General features: G+C 45.6%; 27 protein-coding genes and 1 riboswitch. Of the genes, 15 read left to right on the top strand and 12 right to left on the bottom strand.

The features are described 5' to 3' along the window. Positions 1-22 precede the first annotated feature (22 nt). Both RRU94_RS12620 and RRU94_RS12625 read left to right on the top strand, forming a co-directional pair. Positions 23-412 carry a hotdog fold thioesterase gene (locus tag RRU94_RS12620; protein ID WP_315694647.1) on the top strand — a complete coding sequence of 130 codons (390 nt, stop codon included), beginning with the start codon at positions 23-25 and terminating at the stop codon, positions 410-412. 51 nt (positions 413-463) lie between these two features. Then, on the top strand, positions 464-829 hold the full coding sequence (locus tag RRU94_RS12625; RefSeq protein ID WP_315694648.1) for a DUF2188 domain-containing protein: 366 nt from the start codon (positions 464-466) through the stop codon (positions 827-829). Between the two features lie 28 nt (positions 830-857). Here RRU94_RS12625 and mnhG read toward each other — a convergent pair whose 3' ends face one another. The 7 genes from mnhG to RRU94_RS12660 are packed head-to-tail and all read right to left on the bottom strand — an operon-like array spanning position 858 to position 6602. Continuing rightward, positions 858-1211 (bottom strand): monovalent cation/H(+) antiporter subunit G, encoded by a 354-nt coding sequence (mnhG, locus tag RRU94_RS12630; protein ID WP_315694649.1) that lies wholly within the window; start codon positions 1209-1211, stop codon positions 858-860. Beyond that, positions 1195-1479 carry a Na(+)/H(+) antiporter subunit F1 gene (locus tag RRU94_RS12635; protein WP_251269753.1) on the bottom strand — a complete coding sequence of 95 codons (285 nt, stop codon included), beginning with the start codon at positions 1477-1479 and terminating at the stop codon, positions 1195-1197. The genes mnhG and RRU94_RS12635 overlap by 17 nt, the downstream gene beginning before the upstream one ends. Further along, entirely contained in the window at positions 1476-1955 is a 480-nt protein-coding gene (locus RRU94_RS12640) for a Na+/H+ antiporter subunit E (protein ID WP_315694650.1), read from the bottom strand. Before RRU94_RS12640 ends, RRU94_RS12635 begins: the two co-directional genes overlap by 4 nt. Positions 1956-1960: 5 nt before the next feature. Further along, entirely contained in the window at positions 1961-3442 is a 1482-nt protein-coding gene (locus RRU94_RS12645) for a Na+/H+ antiporter subunit D (RefSeq protein WP_315694652.1), read from the bottom strand. Beyond that, positions 3435-3776: a Na(+)/H(+) antiporter subunit C gene (locus tag RRU94_RS12650; protein WP_315694653.1), complete on the bottom strand. Its 342-nt coding sequence runs from the start codon at positions 3774-3776 to the stop codon at positions 3435-3437. The genes RRU94_RS12645 and RRU94_RS12650 overlap by 8 nt, the downstream gene beginning before the upstream one ends. Continuing rightward, on the bottom strand, positions 3776-4198 hold the full coding sequence (locus tag RRU94_RS12655) for a Na(+)/H(+) antiporter subunit B (RefSeq protein WP_242234020.1): 423 nt from the start codon (positions 4196-4198) through the stop codon (positions 3776-3778). Before RRU94_RS12655 ends, RRU94_RS12650 begins: the two co-directional genes overlap by 1 nt. After that, complete coding sequence (locus RRU94_RS12660) at positions 4185-6602, bottom strand: Na+/H+ antiporter subunit A (protein WP_315694655.1); 2418 nt, start codon at positions 6600-6602, stop codon at positions 4185-4187. The genes RRU94_RS12655 and RRU94_RS12660 overlap by 14 nt, the downstream gene beginning before the upstream one ends. A gap of 279 nt (positions 6603-6881) precedes the next feature. Between RRU94_RS12660 and RRU94_RS12665 the strand changes: the two genes are divergently transcribed. After that, complete coding sequence (locus RRU94_RS12665) at positions 6882-7445, top strand: DUF5366 family protein (protein WP_315694656.1); 564 nt, start codon at positions 6882-6884, stop codon at positions 7443-7445. 38 nt (positions 7446-7483) lie between these two features. Here the strand turns inward: RRU94_RS12665 and mtnA are convergent, their stop codons facing one another. Both mtnA and mtnK read right to left on the bottom strand, forming a co-directional pair. Then, the gene (gene mtnA, locus RRU94_RS12670; RefSeq protein ID WP_315694657.1) at positions 7484-8515 is read right to left on the bottom strand and encodes an S-methyl-5-thioribose-1-phosphate isomerase; all 1032 of its coding nucleotides are present in this window, start codon (positions 8513-8515) and stop codon (positions 7484-7486) included. Next, positions 8512-9681 (bottom strand): S-methyl-5-thioribose kinase, encoded by a 1170-nt coding sequence (gene mtnK / locus RRU94_RS12675; RefSeq protein ID WP_410493022.1) that lies wholly within the window; start codon positions 9679-9681, stop codon positions 8512-8514. Before mtnK ends, mtnA begins: the two co-directional genes overlap by 4 nt. Positions 9682-9769: 88 nt before the next feature. On the opposite strand from mtnK, the gene RRU94_RS12680 reads away from it, so the two are divergent. The 5 genes from RRU94_RS12680 to RRU94_RS12700 all read left to right on the top strand — a co-directional run bounded on the left by RRU94_RS12680 (position 9770) and on the right by RRU94_RS12700 (position 14026). After that, positions 9770-10951, top strand: a complete 1182-nt coding sequence (locus tag RRU94_RS12680; protein WP_315694659.1) for a pyridoxal phosphate-dependent aminotransferase — start codon at positions 9770-9772, stop codon at positions 10949-10951. Between the two features lie 84 nt (positions 10952-11035). Further along, positions 11036-12232 carry a 2,3-diketo-5-methylthiopentyl-1-phosphate enolase gene (locus tag RRU94_RS12685; protein WP_315694660.1) on the top strand — a complete coding sequence of 399 codons (1197 nt, stop codon included), beginning with the start codon at positions 11036-11038 and terminating at the stop codon, positions 12230-12232. Between the two features lie 3 nt (positions 12233-12235). Next, positions 12236-12886 (top strand): 2-hydroxy-3-keto-5-methylthiopentenyl-1-phosphate phosphatase, encoded by a 651-nt coding sequence (locus RRU94_RS12690; RefSeq protein WP_315695946.1) that lies wholly within the window; start codon positions 12236-12238, stop codon positions 12884-12886. Further along, entirely contained in the window at positions 12883-13494 is a 612-nt protein-coding gene (locus tag RRU94_RS12695; protein ID WP_315694661.1) for a methylthioribulose 1-phosphate dehydratase, read from the top strand. The genes RRU94_RS12690 and RRU94_RS12695 overlap by 4 nt, the downstream gene beginning before the upstream one ends. Positions 13495-13498: 4 nt before the next feature. Then, positions 13499-14026 carry a 1,2-dihydroxy-3-keto-5-methylthiopentene dioxygenase gene (locus tag RRU94_RS12700; protein ID WP_242234012.1) on the top strand — a complete coding sequence of 176 codons (528 nt, stop codon included), beginning with the start codon at positions 13499-13501 and terminating at the stop codon, positions 14024-14026. A 76-nt stretch (positions 14027-14102) separates the two neighbouring features. Here RRU94_RS12700 and RRU94_RS12705 read toward each other — a convergent pair whose 3' ends face one another. Next, positions 14103-15965, bottom strand: a complete 1863-nt coding sequence (locus RRU94_RS12705; protein WP_315694662.1) for a transglycosylase domain-containing protein — start codon at positions 15963-15965, stop codon at positions 14103-14105. Positions 15966-16059: 94 nt separating this feature from the next. Continuing rightward, positions 16060-16452, bottom strand: a complete 393-nt coding sequence (locus RRU94_RS12710; RefSeq protein ID WP_315694663.1) for a kinase-associated lipoprotein KapB — start codon at positions 16450-16452, stop codon at positions 16060-16062. 126 nt (positions 16453-16578) lie between these two features. Between RRU94_RS12710 and RRU94_RS12715 the strand changes: the two genes are divergently transcribed. The 4 genes from RRU94_RS12715 (at position 16579) to queE (ending at position 18750) form a co-directional block, all read left to right on the top strand. After that, entirely contained in the window at positions 16579-16788 is a 210-nt protein-coding gene (locus tag RRU94_RS12715) for a hypothetical protein (protein WP_315694664.1), read from the top strand. A gap of 38 nt (positions 16789-16826) precedes the next feature. After that, positions 16827-16870: riboswitch (PreQ1 riboswitch) on the top strand. Positions 16871-16943: 73 nt separating this feature from the next. Then, complete coding sequence (queC, locus tag RRU94_RS12720) at positions 16944-17609, top strand: 7-cyano-7-deazaguanine synthase QueC (protein WP_315694665.1); 666 nt, start codon at positions 16944-16946, stop codon at positions 17607-17609. Further along, complete coding sequence (gene queD / locus RRU94_RS12725) at positions 17606-18043, top strand: 6-carboxytetrahydropterin synthase QueD (RefSeq protein WP_315694666.1); 438 nt, start codon at positions 17606-17608, stop codon at positions 18041-18043. Before queC ends, queD begins: the two co-directional genes overlap by 4 nt. Continuing rightward, positions 18040-18750 (top strand): 7-carboxy-7-deazaguanine synthase QueE, encoded by a 711-nt coding sequence (queE, locus tag RRU94_RS12730; protein ID WP_315694667.1) that lies wholly within the window; start codon positions 18040-18042, stop codon positions 18748-18750. The genes queD and queE overlap by 4 nt, the downstream gene beginning before the upstream one ends. A 36-nt stretch (positions 18751-18786) precedes the next feature. Here the strand turns inward: queE and RRU94_RS12735 are convergent, their stop codons facing one another. Beyond that, complete coding sequence (locus tag RRU94_RS12735) at positions 18787-19956, bottom strand: MalY/PatB family protein (RefSeq protein ID WP_315694668.1); 1170 nt, start codon at positions 19954-19956, stop codon at positions 18787-18789. A 52-nt stretch (positions 19957-20008) separates the two neighbouring features. On the opposite strand from RRU94_RS12735, the gene RRU94_RS12740 reads away from it, so the two are divergent. From RRU94_RS12740 to RRU94_RS12750, 3 genes are all read left to right on the top strand, one after another. Next, positions 20009-20272, top strand: coding sequence for a DUF1871 family protein (locus RRU94_RS12740; RefSeq protein WP_315694670.1), 264 nt, complete (start codon positions 20009-20011; stop codon positions 20270-20272). 103 nt (positions 20273-20375) lie between these two features. Then, positions 20376-20876: an Lrp/AsnC family transcriptional regulator gene (locus tag RRU94_RS12745; RefSeq protein ID WP_251269732.1), complete on the top strand. Its 501-nt coding sequence runs from the start codon at positions 20376-20378 to the stop codon at positions 20874-20876. After that, positions 20876-22060, top strand: a complete 1185-nt coding sequence (locus RRU94_RS12750; protein WP_315694671.1) for an aminotransferase — start codon at positions 20876-20878, stop codon at positions 22058-22060. Before RRU94_RS12745 ends, RRU94_RS12750 begins: the two co-directional genes overlap by 1 nt. Positions 22061-22064 lie beyond the last annotated feature (4 nt).

The following is a 22064-nucleotide window of genomic DNA, read 5'->3' on the forward strand; positions in this document are numbered from 1 at the left end:
TTTTTTTGAAGGAGAGGATTTTATGAACATTCAAACCGATCATACACTGCTTGCCGCACTCGGAATGGAAGTGGTGAGGATTGAAACAGGCCGTGTAGTGATGACAATGCCTGTGGATGAACGCACGCGCCAGCCGTTCGGATTTCTGCACGGAGGCGCTTCTGTTGCCCTTGCGGAAACAGCGGCAAGTATTGGCGCTGCAGCGATGATTGACCTGGACACGGAGGTCTGCTTTGGCCTTGAAATCAATGCCAACCACATCAAATCGAAAAGAGATGGGATTGTGACGGCTACCGCTCTAATCGTTCACCGTGGAAAGTCAACAATGGTATGGTCTATTGAAATAAAGGACGAAAACGGGAAGCTGATTTGTCTTTCACGATGTACGATTGCTGTGAAAGCGAAAAAGTGACGTTTGATTTTTTAATAGGGCGGGAACATTTTTAAAAAAGGAGTGGTTTTCATGCCTTGGAACAAAAATGAGTACCCGGCTTCGATGAAAAATCTGCCGGACCATATACGCGATAAAGCGATCGAAATTGCCAATGCGCTCTTGGATGAAGGGTATGAGGAAGGGCGTTCTATTGCCATTGCCATTGACCGTGCGAGAAGCGCAGAAGCAAAAAAGGATGAAGGACGGCCGCGTTATGAAGTAAAGCATGAAGAAGAGCGCTGGGTACTGAAAAAAGAAAATGGCAAACGGGCCATCCGTTCAGAGGGCACAAAACAGGCGCTTTTAGAGGAAGCGAAAGAATATGTGAAACAGCATGAAGGAATTCTTACAATTTATCAGGAAAATGGTGAGAAGGCCCAAACGCTGTATGAATAAAAAAGCTGTCCAGTTGCGGACAGCTTTTTTAGTTCTTTTTTTGTGCCTGTTTAGTCTTTAAGTCATCACGCACGCTTTGATCCCACATTTTCACGCCGGAATTGTAGGCGGCACGGCTGATTAAATGGCCTGCAACAGGTGCGGTAATAAAAAAGAAAGCAATACCGAGCAGGAGCCGTGAGCTGAAAAATCCGTCCTTCGCAAAAAAGTAAACAAACGTTGCCAGCAGAATGCACATCACTCCGAGCGTTGCGCTTTTAGAAGCGGCGTGATTGCGTGTATAAACGTCTGGAAGGCGGATCAGCCCGAATGCTGAGACAAGGGTTAAAAACGCTCCGACAAGCAATAAAACGGCAATGACAGCTTCACTGATCACGGTCATATTCAATCACCTCGCCTTTTTCTAAAAACTTGGCAAAAGCAACAGTTCCGATAAATGCCAAAATACCAATCAAGAGAATAACATCAAGATAATTATGCGTATCAAGCAGCATAGACAAAACGGCTGTAATCGACACAAGATTGACGCCCATTGCATCGAGGGCGACAACACGGTCTGGAACGGTTGGCCCTTTTACAAGCCGGTAAACGAGGCCAATCATAGAAACGGCCAGCAGTAAAAGAGAAATCTGCAAAACAGTCTCAATCATCCGCGGCTCACCTCCATAATGGCTTTTTCAAACGAATTTTTAATGCTGTCTACTGCTTCTGACACATTCTCAATATCAATAGCGTGAATGTAAAGGGTTTTATTATCATCCGATACATCCACCACAAGTGTGCCGGGAGTCAGCGTAATTAAATTCGACAGCAGGGTGACTTCCCAATCCAACTTCAGTTCGGTTTCAAGTGCAAAGATACCCGGACGAATGTTCAGTTTAGGACGGAGCACCAGCTTTAACACGTCAAAATTCGCTTTAATTAACTCTTTTAAAAACAGCAGAAATAAGTAGATCACGGCCCAGACACGATGCAGATAAAAGCGGCTTTTAAAAAAGCGGCGCATTCCAGCCATCACAATCAATCCAAGCAGGTATCCAATAATAAAGGTCCGTGCACTGAAAGACACCTGCAAAAACATCCAGAGAAATGCGAGAAACACATTGAGTAAAATTTGAAAAGCCATACGATCTACTCCTTTAATACGGCGTCAATGTAGATTTCCGGATGGATGAGCGCTTCAACAGCCTGCATCACATAAGGATAAACCGCTTCTGTTCCGACACCGTATAAAACAGAAAGAACAACAAGAGCTGCAGCCGGAAGGAACAAGGAGGATGTTTGTTTTTTTGCATGAAGCTGCGGCAATTTTGGCTTTTTCCAAAAAACCTCCATAAATAACGTAACAACCGAATACAACACAGCCAGACTCGACAGAAGCACAACGATGGCTCCAACATATTCACCCGATTCAAATCCTGCCCGGACAATCAATAATTTGCCGATAAAACCAGACAGCGGCGGAATGCCGGCGAGCGCAAAAGATGCTGTAAGAAAGATCCAGCCAAGTGCCGGGTATTGGCGGATCAGCCCGCCCATCTTATCCATCTTTGACGTACCTGTAATCCAAATCATGATGCCGCCCAGCATAAACAGAGCCGCTTTGATAATCATGTCATGAATAAAATAAAAGAGGGTGCCGGCGATTGATTCCTCCGTCATAATGGAAATGCCGAATAATAGAACACCAACCGCTATGACAATGTTATAAATCAGAATTTGTTTTACATCCTTGTATGCAAGAGCGCCAATCGAACCTGCAACCATGGTCAGCAAAGCTAGCAGGGATAAAATATCATGTGTAAATGGCTGGTCATGATAGAAAAATAGCGTGTAAGTTCGTAAGATGGCGTATACGCCTACTTTTGTAAGCAGGGCACCGAACAGGGCCAAAACAGGTGCAGGTGGTGCCGCGTACGAACCTGGCAGCCAGAAGTAAAGCGGAAAAATACCGCCTTTTAAACCGAACACAATCAAGAAAAGAAGCGCCAGCACGGTGACAATGGGCTCGCCGCCAATGTCAGTAAGGCGGGCGGAAATGTGCGCCATATTCAGTGAGCCGGTAACCGAGTACAAAAACCCAACTGCGATAACAAAAATAGCCGAGGAAATCACGTTAATCAAAATATATTTAATAGATTCCTGCAGCTGTACTTTTGTTCCGCCGATCACAATCAGCACATATGACGACATTAACATAATTTCAAAGAAAACAAACAGGTTAAAAATATCACCGGTTGTAAACGATCCATTTACGCCAACAAGTAAAAATTGGACAATCGGGTAGTAATAAAATGCTTCCCGGCCGCTGCCAATGGAGCGGAATGAATAAAGGACCACACAAAGCGTAATGACAGAAGACGTTAAAACGAGCAGGATGCTCAGCATATCTGACACAAGCGTAATGCCAAATGGAGCCGGCCAGCTGCCCATGTCAACCGTTTGAATCCCATCTGTCTTCACTTTCATTAAAACAACAGCCGCTGCAATAACCGTAGCAAAAGAAGCAGCCACAGATACCACTCGCTGGGCATAGACACGCTTTGATAAAAACAGGAGTAACACAGCCGAAACAAGAGGGATCAGGATGGGTAAAATAGGTAAATTAATCATCCGTTTCCATTCCTCTCATCTGCTCCATATTATCTGTGCCAATCTCCTGGTATGCACGATAAGCGATTACAAGAAACACGGCTGTAACACCAAAACTAATGACAATAGCCGTTAAGATAAGCGCCTGCGGAATCGGGTCTGTATAAACAGAGGCATGTTCCCCGAGAACCGGCACGGCTCCAGTTTTGAGCCCGCCCATTGTTAAAAGCATTAAATGGGTTCCATGGCTGAGAAGCCCGGTGCCGATAATAATCCGGAGCAGGCTTTTCGAAAGCATTAAGTAAACCGCTGCTGCAAAAAGCAGGCCGGCAATGATACACATTAAAATTTCCATTATTCACTCTCTCCAATCGTTTGAATAATGGTCATGGTTACACCAATGACAACGAGGTACACGCCTAAATCAAACAACATCGCAGTGTGAAGCGATGTTTTGCCGAACAGCGGCAGTTGAAAATAATTATAAGCGTGAGTAAAAAACGGTACATTGAAAAGCAGAGATCCGGCAGCGGTTCCGACTGAAAAAAGGAGGCCAAGGCCGATCAGCCATTTGAAGTCAAGCGGAAACCCGTGCCGTACCGTTTTAATATCAAAAGCTAAAAGCAAAAGAACAATCGCGCCGGATGTAAGCAGGCCGCCTACGAAACCGCCGCCCGGATAATAATGTCCGGCAAAAAACAAGTGAACCGCAAAAAAGATAATCATGAAAAAAACGACTTTGGCGACGGTTTGGAAAATTACATCATTTGTTTTCATTTGTTTCGCCGCCTTTCTCAAGCCTTAGTTTAATCAGTCCGTAAATACCAAGTGCCGCAACAGCCAGCACAGAAATCTCAAACAGCGTATCAAAACCGCGGAAGTCAACGAGGATTACATTGACCATATTTTCGCCGCCGGCTTTTTCATATGTGTTTTCAACGTAATAGTCATTGATAGAAGTGAAAAACTTCGAGCTGTGAGCGGATATGCCGAGCAGTGCCACCATGATACCGACACCGGCTGCGACAAGGGCATTACCTGCCTGAAAGCGCCGTTTTTCTTCATGACGCGATAATTTTGGAAGATGGTAAAAGCAAAGCAGAAACAAGGCCGTTGAGACTGTTTCAATTACAAGCTGCGTCAAAGCCAAATCCGGTGCGCGGAAAATAACAAAAAACAGCGACACGGTATAGCCAACCCCGCCAAGCGCAATAATGGACGTTAAACGTGATTTTGCCAGTAAAATGGTGGCAGTCGCAATAACCAGAACGATGATTAAGCTTACTTCATACAATCCAATCGGCGCAGCAGAAGAAGCATTATAGCGAAATGCTTCTTTCGCCCACATGGTGAAGCCGAGAATTCCGATAAAAAACACAAAAATGTATAAAAGATAGCTGCGGATAAAGCCGGTCATATACGCATTTGTAATCGCATTTGAGCCGCGTTCTGCTGCGTACAAGCTGGCATTGTAAAACTGATTCAGAGTAACCTTTTCAGGCATATAGTCATACATTTTGATCCATTTTGGCATGAGTTTATAAAGTAGAATGCCAATGACAATCACTCCGATGGTCATAAAGAGCTCAGGCTTAAAACCGTGCCAAAAGGAAATATGAACGTCGAGCTGACCGCCCGGCGGCAGAATGGACGGTACAATAGCGGCCGCAGCCGGCTGAATCAAGCTGTAGGAAAGCAAATTCGGAAACAAGCCGAATACTACGACAAGAGCGGCTAAAATAATCGGTGAAACAAGCATGCCAATAGGTGCTTCATGTGGTTTTTTCTCGAGTTTCTCCGGCTGGAAGGGACCCGTAAAGACATTAAACACAATTATCATGCTGTAAATAAATGTGAACACACTGCCAATCCAGGCGATAACCGGGAAAAGGATCGCCCATGTATCCATCTGGTACAAATCCAGTTCGAGTAAATGCACCATAGAAGCCAAGAACATTTCTTTGCTTAAAAAACCGTTAAATGGCGGCAGACCAGCCATTGAAAAAGCACCGATTACAGACAGCGTAAAGGTAACCGGCATTAAGCTCATTAATCCGCCAAGCTTGCGGATATCCCGCGTGCCTGTTTCATGGTCAATAATACCGACCGCCATAAATAAACTTCCTTTGAAGGTTGCATGGTTAATTAAATGAAACACAGCTGCAATAACCGCTGCGGTAAATACATTGTCATCCAGCGATTCAACATGAAGCGCTGCTGCCCCTATGCCCAGCAGCGACATGATTAAGCCAAGCTGACTGACCGTTGAGAACGCTAAAATTCCTTTTAAATCGGTTTGTTTTACGGCATTAAAGGAAGCCCATGTCATGGTGAATAATCCGACGGCTCCAACAATCCAGAACCAGTAGCCGGAAAAGGCAAAGATCGGACTGAAACGGGCAACAAGGTAAATCCCGGCTTTGACCATTGTAGCCGAGTGCAGATACGCACTAACCGGCGTTGGTGCTTCCATCGCATCTGGAAGCCAGATGTAGAATGGGAACTGTGCGGACTTTGTAAAAGCGCCGAGCAGAACAAGGATCATCGCCAGTCCAAAAAGCGGGTCTTCATTTAACTCCAGAGCCTGAGCCGCCAATTCACGAATGCTGAATGTATCACCCATAAGCGATAAAACGAGAAACCCGCCGAGCATCATCAATCCGCCGAATACGGTAATGAGCATCGACTTTAAAGCCCCGTAACGGGAGCGTTCGCGGTCATACCAGTACGCGATCAGCAGGAAAGAAGAAATAGACGTAAATTCCCAAAACATATACAGCGTGATCACATTGTCAGACAGGACCACGCCAAGCATCGCACCCATAAACATGAGTAAATATACATAAAAGTGACCTAGTTTTTCCTTTGATTGAGACAAGTAAAAAATAGAATACAGCACAACCAGCGAGCCAATTCCGGTAATCAAGAGGGCAAACAGGAGGCTTAAGCCATCTATGTATGCGGTAAAGTTGATTCCAAGTGATGGAATCCAGGAAGCCGTTTCGGTAATAGAACTGTTCTCTCTTGTGACGGGAAGATATTGCAGAAACATCCCGAACAAAAGAACGGGCAGAATCAGTACAAACCACCCAGTATGGATGGACGCTGCTCTTTTATGAATAAGCGGAACGAATACAGCCATCAAAAAAGGAGCGAGAATGGCCCAGTGAAGCAAAGACAAATAAATCCCTCCCCATATTTTTATGCATAATTCAAATTATAACGTAAAAAAAATGTTCGTGCATTGCCCAAAACGGGAGAACAATCGAACTGCTCCTTCTCGTAATAAATATGAAGAGTAACGGTATTTTCCGGGCGAAAAAAATAAAAATTCGACAAAAGAACTATGCGGATTTTGACAGAAATTGTGGGGTTTTTCCAAAAAAAGATTGGAAATGACTTGTCATAACAAACAACCTCTTGCATAATGAACAGTGACTGATTGTGACAGGGGAGAATTATGTTGATGAAAAACTCGTATTTAACCGGCTATATGCCGCTCTTATCCATCCTATTATTCAGCTTATCACTTTCGATGTTTGGACAAGCCTTTATTGTAGATATGCTGAAACAAGCAAACTTGTATAATACCATGCTCGATATCTTTACCAAAACAGAAGTAAATCTCGTCGTAATCGGCGGGTTGATGGTTGTATTCACTATGATTTTTGCCACGTTCAAGCTTCTGGCGAATACAGCAAACGAGCTGGCGCTGCTTTTTTTCTCTAAGGATGCAGAAGGAGAGCTGCTGAAAAAAACCCGCTTTGGCGCAGTGATCTATTTTCTGGGCGGACTGATTTCATTGGTCAGCTTTTCTTCTGCTGTCGGGACGATCATTATTTTTCTTGTGACGTCTGTAGTGTATGTTGTGTACTTTGTTTACAAGCTGAGCCCGCATATTTCAACGCCGCAAATGATTGGAATTATCGTGTTTGAAGCGGTCTTCTGGATTTTCTTCGGCTTATTGCTCGCTCTTATTTTTATGAAGTTATACAATGGCCTGCTGGCTGCTATACCACTTTAAAAAAACGAGCTTCGTTTCGAAACGAAGCTCGTTTTTTTTTATACAAACAGTGCCGCAATGGCTTCTTTGTTCGGTTTTACAATTCCTTTTTCGGTAATGATGCCTGTAATCAATTCGGCTGGCGCTACATCAAAAGCTGGGTTGAAAACAGAAATGCCTTCTGGTGCAATGCGCATGCCACTCACTTCGGTAACTTCGGCCGGATCCCGCTCTTCAATCGGAATGGCATCGCCATTTGGCGTATCCAAATCAAAGGTCGACAGGGGAGCGGCAATATAAAACGGAATGCCAAATGATTTGGCTAAAACAGCAAGGCCAAAGGTTCCGATTTTATTAGCAGAGTCCCCGTTTGCTGCTACACGGTCGGCTCCTGTAATCACCGCTGAAATGTTTTTCGTTTTCATCGTGTGTGCTGCCATACTGTCCGTAATCAGTGTGACATCTACACCGGCCTGCATAAGTTCCCACGTAGTGAGACGGGCTCCCTGGAACACAGGGCGTGTTTCGCAAGCAAAAACGGACAAGTTGATTCCATGCTCTTTTGAAAGAAAGAAAGGGGCAAGCGCCGTTCCATATTTCGCGGTTGCAATAGAGCCTGCATTACAAATCGTCATGACATGGTCACCGTTGTTGAAAAGAGGAAGAGCGTATTCGCCAATCGCCCGGCACACATCTTCGTCTTCTTTTTGAATAGCAAGTGCTTCAGCAAGCACGTTTTCGCGCAGTGCGGCGGCTGTCTCAGAGTTAACGACCACGTCATTCATCCGATTCAATGCCCAAAATAAATTAACAGCTGTTGGGCGGGACTGTGAAAGATAGCCGCTGTCGATTAATACTTGTTCCTTTAGTTCATCAAGGTCATCAGATGGGTGACGGAGTGCTGACAATGCGACACCAAAAGCGGCCGCAATTCCAATAGCCGGCGCCCCACGGACAGCGAGAGATTTGATTGCGTCAAACACAGCCGGAACCGTTTCTAACGTTAAATATTCAGTTACATGAGGCAATTTTCGCTGGTCAAGCAGTTGAATCGCATCGTTCTCCCAGAAGACGGATTGTGGAATATTCATTGAAGTGCCTCCTTTACAGCTGCAACTAACTGATCGGCAGATGAATAGGAAGCCCGCTCTTTAACAAAGTGAGCACCAAGCGACAGAGAGTGGCGTTTCGCCTGCAGGCGCTGCTGATCATCCACGATGCCATCCAAATCTTTTACGTGAGCAAGTCCAATTGTCCGGCGAATCATTTCAAGTCCCATAAAGCCGGCAGCCTGTTCAAAAATATCCGCCAGCAGCCACTCTAAATAGCCTTCTGTTTTTGCGAAGGCTTCCGTATTTTGCTCGTTCCAAAGCCGGCTGAACTCACGGTTAAAAACATCCCAAACAGTCACAATATGCTCGTAAAGCGGCTCGCGACGACCCTCTTCGCGGGATAGAACATTCATAAACAGGTTCGCTGTAAAGTGAGCAATATCAAATCCGAATGGCCCATAGAAAGCAAATTCCGGATCAATGATTTTAGTTTCAGCAGCGCTCGCAAAAATGCTTCCTGTGTGCAGATCTCCATGCAGAAGCGCATCACCCGCTGTTAAAAACAAGCGCTTCAACTGGGCAGCATGAAGTTTCAGTTCATCGTCCTGCCAAAGCTTTTCCACGTCGGCACGCAAGCTCTCTTCGAAATCATTCGTCTCTGCATCAAAAAACGGATCGGTAAACACAAGTCCTTCTGTAATATCGCATAGCTCAGGATTGCTGAATGTGTGCTGCAGCTTCTTTTTCTCCTGCGGACCGAGTGCGAAATCCGAGGTTCCGTACAGCGTGCGTGCAATAAATTCACCGGTATGGCGGGCAATCAGCGGATAATCTTCTCCATGAATCAGGCCTGTCCGGGCAATGGTCAGATGAGACAAATCTTCCATGACCGTAATCGCTAAATCTTTATCAGAATAGTAGACTTTAGGGGTATAGTCAGGCGCAAATGTTCCTTGCAGGCGCAGGGCACGGTTTTCGATATCAGCCCGTTCAAGCGTCAGCGGCCAGCTTTCTCCTACTACTTTTGCATAAGGAAGGGCTTGTTTAACAATAAGACTTTTATCTGTTCCTTTTATATGAAACACGTAATTTAAATTGCCATCTCCGATTTCATTTGCAGAAACGGTGTCGGTTTCCGCGAGCAAACCAAGCTTTTTAACGAGGGCAACCGCAGAATCTATTGTTAAGGGTTCATATGAAGACATGGTCATTCCTCCAAATATATTTACAATTTGTTCAATAATATATATATTTATGACTGAAATTGCAAGAAAATTTTAAGTAGGTGAACGAATGAAGCAATTTAAACAATCACAGCTGTTATCCGGGCTGCCCGACCAATTTTTTGCGGCACTTACCAAAAAAGCCGCCCAATATGTCAGCGCCGGACACGATGTTATTAATCTAGGACAAGGCAATCCAGACCAGCCGACTCCGGAGCATATTGTAGCGTCTTTAAAAGAAGCAGCAGAGCGGCCGGATTTTCATAAATACCCGCCGTTTCAAGGACAGAATTTCTTAAAGGAAGCAGCGGCCGGCTTTTATAAGCGGGAGTATGATGTAGATTTGGACCCGCAGACGGAAATCGCTATTTTATTCGGCGGCAAAGCGGGACTCGTTGAGCTGCCAATGTGTTTAATGAATCCAGGTGAATATATGCTCGTGCCTGACCCCGGCTATCCGGATTATTGGTCGGGAGCAGCGCTTGCCGATGTTCAAATGGATTACATGCCGCTTGTGGAAGAAAACCGCTTTTTGCCGGATTATGGGGATATCGGGAAAGCTCGGCTCGAGCGGGCAAAAATGCTTTTGCTGAACTATCCAAACAATCCGACTGGTGCGCAGGCAACCCGGGCATTTTTTGATGAAACCGTCGCTCTTGCGCATGAGCATGATATTTGTGTAGTACACGACTTTGCGTATGGAGGAATTGGTTTTGATGGACAGAAGCCGCCAAGTTTTCTGCAGTCACAAGGAGCGAAAGAAGTTGGCGTAGAGCTGTACACATTGTCGAAAACCTATAATATGGCCGGCTGGCGGGTCGCATTTTTAGCAGGGAATCCAAGTGTGATTTCTGCAGTCAACCTGCTGCAGGATCATATGTATGTAAGTCTTTTCAGTGCCATTCAGCAGGCTGCAGCTACTGCACTTTCAGGGCCGCAGGATTGTGTGCGGGAATTATCAAATCGGTACGAGAAGCGCCGTAACGCACTTGTTGATGCCTGCCGGTCAATCGGCTGGGATGTGACGGCTCCGGCTGGTTCATTTTTCGCCTGGCTTCCGGTGCCAAAGCCTTACACATCCGTTCAGTTTTCCGATTTACTGCTGGAAAAAGCACATGTTGTTACAGCGCCGGGTATTGGATTTGGTGCCCATGGGGAAGGCTATGTCCGTGTTGGACTGCTGACAGAGGAAGCGCGGCTGCAAGAAGCCATCCGGCGCATTGGCCGCCTTGGCTTATTTTCCGCTCTTTAATGAAGGTCCGCTTCATTGACAAATTAACTGAAAAATGACACAATCCTAGTAAACTAGTAGGCATTTAGAATGGAGAAAAGCTATATGAACGAAGTGATCGCAACGTACCGCCTGTTTGATCAAAAAGGCGCTTTCGAAAAAAAAGCAGAAGGAATCGCACTTGGTTTAACGATTGGTTCTTGGACCGATTTGCCGCTTCTCGAACAGGAGCAGCTAAAGCAGCATAAAGGGCGTGTTCTGTCTGTTCAGGAAACTGGAGAAGAAACGGTTTATGGGCGCGGGGCAGAAGTGAAAATTGCCTATCCTGCTGCAAACTTCAGCGCGGATTTGCCGGCGATTCTCGTGACGGTGTTTGGCAAGCTGTCACTTGACGGTGCGGTCCAGCTGGTCGATTTATCCCTTTCAGATGATCTTGCCGGTCGTTTCCCGGGGCCAAAGTTTGGCGTGGAAGGAATTCGCGAACAAACCGGTGCTTACGGGCGTCCGCTCCTCATGAGTATTTTCAAAGGCGTGATTGGCCGCGATATGGCGTATATGGAAGAACAGCTGCGAGCGCAAATCGCCGGCGGTATTGATATCGTCAAAGATGATGAAATTTTATTTGATAATCCGCTGACACCGTTTGAAGAGCGTGTAAAGCTTGGAAAACGGGTTATTGAACAAAGCGGCCGAAAAGCGCTGTATGCCGTAAACCTGTCAGGACGTACAAGCGAATTGAAAGAAAAAGCGTATCGGGGCATTGAGCTTGGCGCTTCTGCGTTTTTGTTTAATGTATTTGCTTATGGGCTTGATGTGCTGCAGGAGCTCGCTGAGGATCCAAAGATCAGCGTGCCGATCATGGCGCACCCTGCTGTCTCAGGCGCCTTCACATCTGCACCATATCACGGCTTTTCAACTGAGCTTATGCTTGGCAAGCTTGTGCGAATGGCGGGAGCTGATTTTACACTGTTTCCATCCCCATATGGATCGGTGGCACTTGAGCGTTCAGCAGCGCTTAAAACAGCAGAAATGGCGCTCCAGACAAGTGTGCATAAGCCCACTTTTCCGGTTCCATCAGCGGGCATTCATCCAGGGCTTGTTCCTGTTCTGTATGATGACTTTGGAAAAGATTCGATCATTAATGCAGGAGGCGGGGTTCACGGCCACCCGAGTGGTGCAGAAGGCGGCGGGCGTGCATTCCGACAGGCCATTGATGCGGTTTTAGCCGGCCGGACTCTTGAGCAGGCAGCAGAAGAAAATGAAGAGCTGCGTGTGGCACTTGATTTATGGGGGAGCAAATAAATGATGCAAAACCCCGTTATTATTTGTGACTTTGATGGCACTATTACAAAAAATGACAATATTATTGCCATCATGAAGAAATTCGCTCCTCCAGAATGGAATGCGCTGAAAGACGGCGTCCTCTCTCAGAAAATCTCGATTAAGGAAGGCGTCGGCCAAATGTTTTCATTGCTTCCGTCTTCTCAAAGAAGTGAAATTACAGAGTTTATTCTGGCAGATGCAAAAATTCGGGAAGGATTTGCTGAGTTTGTCGCGTATACAAAAGAGGCAGGCATTCCGCTTTACGTAGTCAGCGGCGGAATGGACTTTTTTGTGAAACCAATTTTACAGGGCCTTGTGCCGGAAGACCATATTTACTGCAATGAAGCTGATTTCTCAGGCAGCCATATTCATATTAAATGGCCGCATTCCTGTGACGAGCATTGTACAAACGAGTGCGGCTGCTGCAAACCGTCGATTGTCCGTCATATTGCACCGGGACAGGAGATGATTGTGATCGGGGACTCCGTGACCGACCTTGAAGCAGCCAAGCTTGCCAGCTTTGTGATTGCCAGAGATTTGCTGCTGCAAAAAAGCGAAGAGCTGGGCCTTCCTCACAAGCCATTTGAAACGTTTTGGGATGTTATCGACCATGTGAAAGAGGTAGTGAAATGAATGCATTACAATTAAGATGGAATGATCTGGCGGAGGTTAAAAGAGAGCTTGCTGCCCGTGATTGGTTTCCCGGCACAAGTGGAAATCTATCTATTAAAGTAGATGACGAGTCTTTTTTAGTAACAGCCAGCGGCAAAGACAAGCGAAAAGAAACGGATGAGGATTTTTTGCTTGTAGACCTTCAAGGTCAAGCGATTGAAGGATTTGCCGGCAAGCCGTCCGCTGAAACACTTCTTCATGTAGAAGTGTATGGGAAAACAGCTGCCGGCTGCAGCCTCCACGTACACACGGTGGACAATAATGTCATCTCTGAGCTGTACGCTGAAGAAGGAGCAGTAACATTCAGCGGTCAGGAAATCATTAAAGCATTTGGCATTTGGGAAGAAAATGCATCGATTACGGTACCGATTATTCCGAATCATGCCCATATCCCGGCTCTCGCCAAAGAGTTCGGCCGCTATGTTACACAGGATGCCGGTTCCGTTTTGATCCGTAATCACGGTATTACAGTATGGGGCAAGGATGCATTCGAAGCGAAAAAGTTTCTAGAAGCCTATGAATTTCTGTTTTCATGGCATATTAAACTACAGATGTTGAAAGGAAGATAACAAAATGGCAGTCATTCAATTCCAAGAAACAGGCGAACGTATTACCGATAAAAACGCAATTGATGCATTTTTAGCAGCACAGGAAGTTATTTATGAAAAATGGGATATTTCCAAGCTTCCGGAAAACCTTCGTGAAAACTATGCGTTGTCAGATGAAGAAAAGCAGCAAATCCTTGAGGTGTTCGGTGAAGAAATCCGTGATATTTCAGAGCGCCGCGGCTACCAGGCTCATGATGTGATTTCCCTGTCTGACAGCACACCTAATTTAGATGAGCTTTTAACAAACTTTCAAAAAATCCATATCCACACAGATGACGAAGTTCGTTTTATCGTCAGCGGCCATGGAATTTTTGCAATCCAGGCAAAAGACGGCCAGTTCTTTAATGTTGAACTTGAGCCGGGTGATTTGATTTCTGTACCGGTCAACACGCGCCATTACTTTACGTTGATGGACGATCGTAAAGTGGTTGCCGTCCGTATTTTCGTAACAACGGAAGGCTGGGTTCCAATCTACGACGAAACAAATGCATAATGAATCAGAACCGGACCCTGCGTCCGGTTTTTCTTTACAAAAAAAAACGCACACCCGGTTCGGATGTGCGTTTTCATTATCTCATAATGCGTTTCCAGATCAGCTGGTGCGGGGCATAAGATTCCATAAAGCGAATGTTATCCCACTTGTTTTCGTATTTGTCTTTCCCGGTCCATACAGCAGCTGTGTAGCCTTCTGTCAACCCGACGAACCATAGGTCACGGTAGCTGTTTGTTGTACCGGTTTTCCCACCGATATACGACGTAGCAAAGTTCGCTTTTTTTCCGGTTCCATTTTTTACAACATTGGCCAGCATCGCTCGCATTTTGTAAGAAGTGGCCGTTGACCAGACTCGGACCGGCTCCTCGTCCCATGCAAACAGCGTATTGCCTTTAAAGTCCGTAACACGCTTGATCGCATGAGGTTTTGTATACGTGCCATCAATAAAGGATGTATAGGCGCTTGCCATTTCCAATGTGGTCATCCCGTAATCAAAGCCGCCCAGTGCTGTTGCAGGAGCATTATGATCGGTTTCTGTTACTTTTTCAAATTCAAACTTATCCAGGTAGCTGTAAGCCCGTTCCATGCCTGTTTTTGTTAGAAGGCGCAGAGCGGCTGTATTATGCGACTTGGCCAGCGCTTCTTTGATAGGCACCATTCCATACTCTGTTTTACTGTAATTGGATGGGCAGTAGCCTTGATAGCAGTAATTATCCGCTGAAACCATGTCATTGATACCCGCTCCATATGTATCCAGATAAGGCGCATAATCGAGTAGCGGCTTAATCGTTGAACCCGGCTGGCGGTAACCTTGGAAAGCACGGTTAAAGTCTGTTTTCTGGAAGTCTTTTCCGCCTGACATCGCTACAATATCATGAGATTGATTGCCGATCACGGCAGCAGATGCCTGGACTGATGAGCCGGCCAGCACGTTATTGACGGCATTTACTGCTTTTGATTGAATGTCCGGGTCAAGCGCTGTGTGAATAACAATACCGGACGCCAGTACTTCTGCGACGCGGTCGCTCAGCTTTTGCTGGATCGCTTCACGGGCGTCGCCCTCGGCGTTTAAAAGCTGCTGGTCAAAGCCTTCCGACTCTGAAATCAGCTCTCTGAATTCATGCATCACGTAAGTTGAGTAGTCTGGATATTTATCTAAACGATCCCGTACTTTTAACGTGATTTTTTCACTTTTGATTTGTTCCGCTTCTTCGGGAGTAATAAATTCCTCGCGGGCCATAATATCAATCAGCCGTTCCTGACGCTTTTTCGTATTTTCAAAGTTTCTTTCAGGATCATAAAGAGTTGGATTGTTTGGGATAGCTGCAATAAAAGCCATCTGTGCTTTGGACAGCTTGTCCACCGGCTTTTGGAAGTAATACTGCGCAGCCGCTTCAACACCATATGTGTTGTGGTTGAAATAAATAACGTTTAAATATAAATCTAGTATTTCTTCTTTTTCTAGTTTTTTCTCGATCTGATAGGAATACAGCACTTCGGCAATTTTCCGTGCCAACGTCCGGTCCTGTGTCAGATAAATATTGCGTGCCACCTGCTGGGTAATCGTACTGGCGCCTTGTTCAATTTCGTCTGACTGGGCGTTAACCATGAATGCACGAATCACAGCTGCCGCATCAATACCGGAATGCTCATAGAAATGCTTATCTTCCGACTGAAGAAAGAGTTCTTTTAGAAAAGAAGGGATTTTTTCCCCATCGACTACAATTCGGTTAGGCTGATATAACTCAACATAAATATTCCCGTTTGTGTCTTTTATCTTGCTTGCCTGAGGCAGATCTACTTCGTTAATGACTATCTTTTCTTCTACGTAATCATCAAAATTTTGCACTTTTCCCGCTTCTGCATCCGCATAATAAAATGTTAAAACAGAGAGGGGGATGAGTAAAATGATGAGTACATATCCTAAAACCGTTCTCATTCACTAACCGCCTTTTTCGAGGTTTAAACGTGCATATGTACCATAATAAAGGAAATAACTTTGGAAATAAAGGGCTCTTCTTCACAAAAGTGGGCTATTTGAACGAAACTTTGTACATAAGTTCATATTCTTTTTTCACAGACTGAAGTGCCTCGAGGCTGCGGGCAGAAAAAGCATTTTCCCGGTCTTTTAATCTTGTTTCAAGCTTGTGAACAGCAGCAATAAGAGATTCATTGTACTCCAGGGGAGCTCCTTCGTAAGAGTGGACAGCTGATTCTGGAATATTCGCCTGCTCGTAATGCGCCAATGCTTTGCGCTCATGAAAAAACGGCACATCCGCTTCGTTTGGATTGTGCAGATCTCCCTGGGCAGGGTGACGTAAAACAGATGAGATTTTTACTGTATAGATACCAGGGCGGATGCCAGTAATCGTTCCAATATATTTGCCTGATTTATAATGGGCTGTTACTAAATCACCAATGTTCATATTTTCCCTCCTTAATGGATTATTGTATCAATATTCCTGTGTGAATGGAAATAACATTATCGTACAGTTGGATTTATGAAAGTGTCCTGCTATAATAGACGGGAACAACGAATGGAGGCATGGCCTGTGTGGACGAATCTTTTGATCGGATTTGGTAATTTTTTGTATTTCCCTGAAGACAAAAGCGAGTACATTCCAGCAGCCATCTCAATGAGTGTGTTTGTGCTGATGGCAATCGGCGCGTTTCTTCTAATTAAACGTATATCAAGAAAAGAAGAAGAGCGGACAAAGCATTTGGAAGAACAAATTCAAAGAGCCAACAAAACGAAGCGATAAGCGTTATCAATAAATGAAAGAAGACATTCCGCCCCAGGGCGGGAGAGGTTCGCGAATTCCCTCTATAAAAAACTAAGGAAAAAACCGGCAGATGACGGTTTTTTTCTCGTGTCTTCGCGTTCCATTTCTTTCGAATAAGAGAGAAGGAAGACTATATGTTAAAAAATGAAAAAGCCGTTGTTGTTTTCAGCGGCGGCCAGGACAGTACTACATGCTTGTTCTGGGCCAAACAAACCTTTAAAGATGTGATTGCAGTAACGTTTAATTACGGACAGCGGCATGATGCTGAGATTGAGGTGGCAAAAGAAATTGCCGCTGATTTAGGGGTGCCGCACCATGTGCTTGATATGGGATTGCTAAACCAGCTGGCACCGAGTGCATTGACTCGTTCTGATATCGATATTGAAATTAAAGAAGGGGAGCTTCCATCTACATTTGTAGAAGGACGCAATCTGCTGTTTCTTTCGTTTGCGGCGATTCTTGGAAAGCAGGCCGGAGCCCGTCACATTGTAACAGGCGTGTGTGAAACAGATTTTAGCGGCTACCCAGATTGCCGTGATTCTTTTGTGAAATCATTGAATGTCACGCTTAACTTATCAATGGACCATGATTTTGTGATTCATACCCCGCTTATGTGGCTGGACAAAAAAGAAACATGGAAGCTTGCCGATGAACTGGGCGCTTTTGAATATGTGCGGGATCGGACGCTCACCTGCTATAACGGAATAAAGGGGTCGGGGTGCGGTGAATGCCCGGCATGCCGCCTGCGTCAAAACGGCCTTGATCAGTTTATAGAGGAAAAAGGAGGCGGCGTGCAATGATGCAGCAGATTTATCCAGCGCCAGCGCACGATTTCCGCTATGAATTAAACAAAGATTTTCATTTTGCCGCAGCGCACTATGTGCCGCACGAAGAAGCGGGAGCCTGCCGCAACATACATGGACATACCTACTTCGTCAACATTACGGTTGCTGGGGACCGGCTGAACGATTCGGGCTTTTTAGTGAATTTTCAGCTGATCAAGTCACTTGTACACAAACGTTTTGACCATACTCTTTTAAACGAAGATGGGCTTTTTTCCGAAGATCTTTCAGAACGCTTTCCCACAACGGAAGTGGTAGCCCGCACAATTTGGGAAGTGATCCAAAAAGAACTCGATCAAATGGCCAATAAGCCAAAATGCCTTCAGGTGTTTGTCCGTGAAACACCAACAAGCTATGTGGTTTTCCGTCCGAAAAAAGGTGATTTTGTATGATTCCTGTATTAGAGATTTTTGGTCCGACTGTTCAAGGGGAAGGAGCCGTCATTGGCCGCAAGACAATGTTCGTCCGGACGGCCGGCTGTGATTATCGCTGTTCCTGGTGTGACTCGGCTTTTACGTGGGATGGAAGTGCAAAAGACGAGATTCGTAAAATGACACCGGAAGAAATTTGGGCAGAGCTTTGCAGTGTTGGAGGAAATACGTTTGATCATGTAACGATTTCAGGAGGCAATCCTGCACTTTTGCCGCATATTGATGGGCTCCTTGAGCTGTTTAAAGAAAAAGGCATTATCTCTGCGCTTGAAACGCAGGGAACAAAGTATCAGCCCTGGTTTAAAGACATTGATGAACTGACGATTTCGCCAAAGCCGCCGAGCTCTGGCATGGTAACGGACTTTGATAAGCTGGCTCATATTGTGACGCAGACAGCCGGCCAGTCTGTCAGCTTAAAAGTGGTTGTTTTCAATGAAGAAGATTTAGCTTATGCAAAGAGTGTGCATAAACGGTTTCCGGATGTGCCGTTTTACTTGCAGGTAGGCAACGACCGGCTTGATGAAGAAGATGACAGCCGACTGCTTGCACACTTAGCAGGCCGGTACGAATGGCTGATTAACCTTGTTATGCCGGATGCTGATTTTAAACGAGTGCGGGTGCTTCCGCAGCTGCATACATTTGTGTGGGGAAACAAAAAGGGTGTATAAAAAAGCCAGGCCGTTCTGCGGCCTGGCTTTTTTCGATTAAAGAGATTCTACGGCTCTTTTCATTCGTTCCATCGTTTCAGCCACAGCAGAGCGCGGGCAGGCGACATTAATCCGCATAAAGCCTTCTCCGCCTGGCCCGTACTTAGCACCGTTTCCAAGAGCCACGCCGTGCTTGAGAAAAAGATCCAGCAGCTCTTTGTCTGAAAGGCCAAGTGTTCGGCAGTCTACCCAAACGAGATAGCTTCCTTCCGGTTCCATAACAGAAAGAGCGGGAATATGTTCATCTGCATATTCTTTTACTAGCTGTACATTTCCATGAATATATTCCAACACTTCCTCGAGCCACTCATGGCCGTATCGATAAGCCGCTTCCATGCCGACAATGCCCATTTGATTCAGCGTAAACTGACCTTGTTTCGCAAACAGCGTCTGCAATTTCGTGCGAATGGTTTTATCCGGCACAATAAGAGCGGAAGCTTGCAGGCCGGCTAAGTTAAACGTTTTGCTTGGGGCGATAAGTGTAATCGTAAAAGCTGCATATTCTTCTTTCAGTGATGCAGCGGGAACGTGTTTACGAGGCGTACGTGTTAAATCAGAATGAATTTCATCTGAAACAAGGATAACGCCATGCTTTTCACACAGGTCCGCTGTTTTTGCTAACTCTTCCGCTGTCCAGACACGGCCGCCTGGATTATGAGGGGAACAGAGCACCATCATTTTTGCTTTTTCTTGAACCATTTTTTGTTCAAGATCCGCGAAATCCATTTCGTAACGCCCGTCTTGAAGAAGCAGTTCATTGTACACAAGTGTGCGCCCGTTTCGCTGAATCATATCAAAAAATGGATTGTAAACAGGCGGCTGCACAATCACCGCATCTCCTGGCTCGGTCAACGCTTCAACAGCTGCACCAATAGACGGAACCACACCATGATTAAACAGCAGCCATTCTTTTTTTATGGCCCAGCCATGCCGGTCTTGCATCCAGTTGACAATAGCCTCCCGCGTAGAGTCTGGTACAATCGTATAGCCGTACACGCCATGCTCCGCTGATTGTTTAATGGCTTCAATCACAACATCTGGCGCTTTAAAATCCATATCTGCCACCCACATCGGCAAGACATCTTCGCGGCCAAATACGGTTTTTAATCCGTCCCATTTTACCGCGTTTGTTCCGCGGCGCTCAATGACTTCATCAAATCTTGACATGCCTTTCACTCTCCTTGACAATAAACATACATCAAGTTGGAAGGTGATACAAATGAATGAAATTGCTCAATTAAACTTTGCGCTTGCAGACGTACTGCAGGCGTTTGACCCTTATAAAGCAGGAGAAGGATTTTACGATACAGAAATGGCGGATGCGATTTATGCGGTTCACCAGGAGGACGATGCTGAAAAGCTGGCGGCAGAGATTCGCCGCATTTATGAGCATTCGTTTGATGCTCCCATGCCGGGAGGAGATCCTATTCATCTCGCAAAAAAACTGCTTTCTATTAAACAAACCGTTTCTTGCTCTTTGTGAAAAAAAACAAATATAATCGTATTTTTTAGTGAAGCACACAAATCGTTTCGTTTTTTGCTATAATGATCCATGTAGCTTTTGATATCGTTGAGGAGGATTCGTAATGAAGCTGAATGAAAAAGAAGTGGAAATTCTGGAAATTCTGCAAAAAGACGCACGGTTTGAGGCAGCGGACATTGCCAAAATGATCGGTACGTCAGAAACTGAAGTCGCGGAGACGATTCGCCGCCTGGAAGAAGAAAAGGTGATTGTTCACTACGCCACACTCGTTGACTGGGCGAAGATGGATAATTTCACAGGTGTAACGGCGATGATCGACGTGAAAGTCACGCCGAAACGAGGTGTCGGTTTTGACGAAGTGGCAGAACGGATTTACCGCTTCAAAGAAGTCAGCTCCGTTTATTTAATGTCAGGGGTTTATGATTTATCGGTAACCGTTGAAGGGCAGTCCATGAATGAAATTGCCCGCTTTGTTTCCGAAAAATTATCTACGCTTGATTCAGTCGTTTCCACAACTACTCATTTTCAATTGAAAAAATATAAGCATGATGGCAAGATTTATGCATCAAAGCGTGAAGATAACCGAATCGTGGTGTCGCCATAATGACACTCACTAAAAAAAGTTATGTTGCAAAGTCTGTGGAAAAAATGCGCCCGTCCGGTATCCGGAAATTTTTTGACCTGGCTGCGACAATGGAAGGAGTTGTTTCTCTCGGTGTAGGGGAACCCGACTTTGTCACTACATGGTCTGTGCGGGAAGCTGCTATCAATTCATTAGAGCGAGGCTTTACCTCTTATACCGCGAATGCCGGTTTAATAGAACTGCGGACAGAGATCGCTCGTTATATGGCAGACCGGTTTCGAGTAAGTTATTCTCCGCAAGAAGAAGTGATTGTTACGGTAGGGGCAAGTCAGGCACTCGATATTGCGATGCGTGCGATTATTGACCCGGGTGATGAAATCATTGTGGTAGAGCCTTGCTTTGTGTCTTACGCTCCCCTGGTAGAGTTAACAGGCGGTCATGCTGTAACGATTGGCACAACTGGAGAGACCGGCTTTAAACTGCAGCCGGAGCAGCTTGAAGCAGCGATTACCCCGAAAACGAAAGCCGTTTTGCTTTGCTATCCAAATAACCCGACCGGCACACAGCTGGACCGGGAGGATCTTGAAGCGATCGCTTCGATTGTGAAAAAACACGATTTGCTTGTAATTGCGGATGAAATATACGCAGAGCTGGCATACGACCAGTCACACACATCGATCGCATCACTTAGCGGAATGCGAGAACGGACGATTTTAATTAACGGCTTTTCCAAAGGATTTGCCATGACCGGCTGGCGGCTTGGCTTTACGTGCGCGCCCGAAGAAGTCTCACGGGCCATGTTGAAAATTCATCAATATACGATGATGTGTGCTTCTACACCCGCACAGTATGCAGCCGTCGAAGCCTTGCAGAACGGAATGACGGACGTGGAAAGCATGAAAAAAGATTACCGGCAGCGTCGTAATTACATGGTGCAGTCGTTTAAAGAAATCGGCCTTGACTGCCATTTGCCGGGCGGTGCTTTTTACGTGTTTCCATCCATTCAATCAACAGGTTTAACTTCTGAACAGTTTGCCGAAGGGCTGCTGCTTGAAGAAAAAGTCGCTGTAGTGCCGGGCTCCGTGTTCGGTAAGGGAGGGGAAGGGTACATTCGTTGTTCCTATGCATCCTCTATGAGCCAGCTGCAGGAAGCCATCAAACGAATTAGCCGCTTTTTAGAGAAGCAGAAAAGAAGTGCCGTGTAAACGG

Source organism: Domibacillus sp. DTU_2020_1001157_1_SI_ALB_TIR_016, from assembly GCF_032341995.1.
Lineage (GTDB): Bacteria > Bacillota > Bacilli > Bacillales > Domibacillaceae > Domibacillus > Domibacillus indicus_A.